Raw genomic sequence first — 1,821 nt, 5'->3', positions numbered from 1 at the left:
AATAAGGCGTGTTCTGTTTAGCCCCATGGCCATGGATGGCCTAAGGCGGCCTGCCTTGAGGGTCTGCGCAGGTGGGGGCGGCTGGGGGGACACGAAAACATGGGCAAGAAGAAAATGCGCGAGCCTCTCGAGATTAGTGCGCAAGCTTGTGCCGGCATTTTTAATTCTTATGGTGAAGTGAATATCGTAAGCTCAGGAAGATATGAAATTTCCTTCATGGAGAGAATGCGCGGGGTTTCAGGGGCTTAAATGGGGTAGGGCAATATGCTTTTTAATCTTCGATTATTATACCAGCAACTCCCAAGCCATCGGAAAAGTATAATGTTAAATCATATTTAATTTCCCCAAGAACTTCACCCTCTGAATTAACATAACCCTTTTTCCCGTCTAAACTCACCTGAAATTCATTTCCACTAGAGAGAACAATGCTGTCGTACATAGGTGGAACAATGTCTTTCTCCTGCGATAGATCATAAACCCCTTGTTTATCATTTAGTCCAATAAAAACAGCATAGTCCGACCATACATGTCTCACGTCCTTATCTGCTAGAATCTCATTCCCTTCGTAGTCTACAACAATATCATTTCTTCTAATTGTGACAAGAGCACCCCATTTGGAAACTGACCAAATTGCTTTATATGCTGGCTTCAAAAGAATTTCCCCTTCCCAAGTAATAACACCAAAGCCATCCTCTGTCCGTGCTACTATTCGCTCACCGAAACCTACTATATCCTTGAAGTCACCTTTGTTCTCTGCGATTTTCCACTGAGATTGATTAAGCTTAATAAAAAATGTAGTATTCTCATTCGGTTTCGATCCTATACCCTTACCAGGGTCATAACGAGAAAGCTCTACTCTATCAAAAATTATCGGAGAGGCATAATTCCCAAATAAATCAATTATCCTATATTCAAGATGGTGGGGAGTAGGTTCACTTGTATCACCAAAACCTACTACAGCATAGCCATGTACAAACTTTCCAATATAATCATACTGCTGAGGCTTTATAACTACCTTCCCATCCCTATTGAGGTACCCACGTTTACCAGAATCCCTATCATAAAAGCCAAGTCTATTATTCTGCATTTCTTCAAATGGTGCTAAACTGAAAGAGGATGAGCTGAATGTTTCTTCAAAATCCTCATTTAGGAACACTATACGATCTTTATACTTGATTACTAATATGCCCTCACTAAATGGTGATACAGATCGAGCATTGTAAACCTTATGCACAACATTGCCTTGCCTATCGATAATATCCCAGTTATAGTTATCAGAGTGAGCTTGGCAGATTAATACCATTGATAATGTAATCAGAATTAAAGTTTTCATTAATGCTCATACTCCTTTTTAGGTGCAAAATCCCTACCTCCATGGAAAGTGCCATCCTTATATTTAGGATACCCAGCTGTTTGGTTTCCCGTACCACCTAATGGATCTTTTTTCCCCGGGTCAATATAATTATGCTCCCCTTCATCATTCACCCACCTTCCTTTCTCATCTTTTTCTATTGCTTCATGATGCACATGAGGCCCAGTTGAGTTCCCATCCTCGTTTTCATCTTCTGAAATTTTGCCCAGATAATCCCCTTCTTCTACCCTATCACCTTTTTTCAAGCCGTTGTTTTCAACACTGTCTTTATCAAGATGGCCATAATTGTGCCAGTTATCCTCGTCATCCAGTACCGATGCATAATACCCAAGTCCACCTTCAGCATGATCCTCAGGATCGTCCCACTGTCCTCCTTTATACGTACCATCAACGGTGGAATAAACATTGTAACCATCGGGTTTTGGAGGTTCATCTGCGTTTTCTTCTTC

The 1,821-nt window shown here is 41.0% G+C and carries 2 protein-coding genes; both read right to left on the bottom strand.

The features are described 5' to 3' along the window. Nucleotides 1–271: 271 nt before the first annotated feature. Entirely contained in the window at nucleotides 272–1,333 is a 1,062-nt protein-coding gene (locus S1OALGB6SA_RS08770) for a WG repeat-containing protein (protein ID WP_124033220.1), read from the bottom strand. Then, the coding region (locus tag S1OALGB6SA_RS08765) for a M23 family metallopeptidase (RefSeq protein WP_148084061.1) at nucleotides 1,333–1,821 on the bottom strand (489 nt) is incomplete at its 5' end. The genes S1OALGB6SA_RS08765 and S1OALGB6SA_RS08770, both read right to left, overlap by 1 nt.

This window comes from Olavius algarvensis spirochete endosymbiont (assembly GCA_900608495.1).
In the GTDB taxonomy this organism is placed as follows: Bacteria; Spirochaetota; Spirochaetia; order DSM-2461; family DSM-2461; genus UBA2779.
Note: the sequence above shows the minus strand (reverse complement) of the source record. Positions and strands in the feature narration are given on the sequence as shown.

Excerpts from the sequence above, each read along its gene's own strand:
- S1OALGB6SA_RS08770 (WP_124033220.1), bottom strand. The coding sequence starts at position 1,333 with ATGAAAACTTTAATTCTGATTACATTATCAATGGTATTAATCTGCCAA.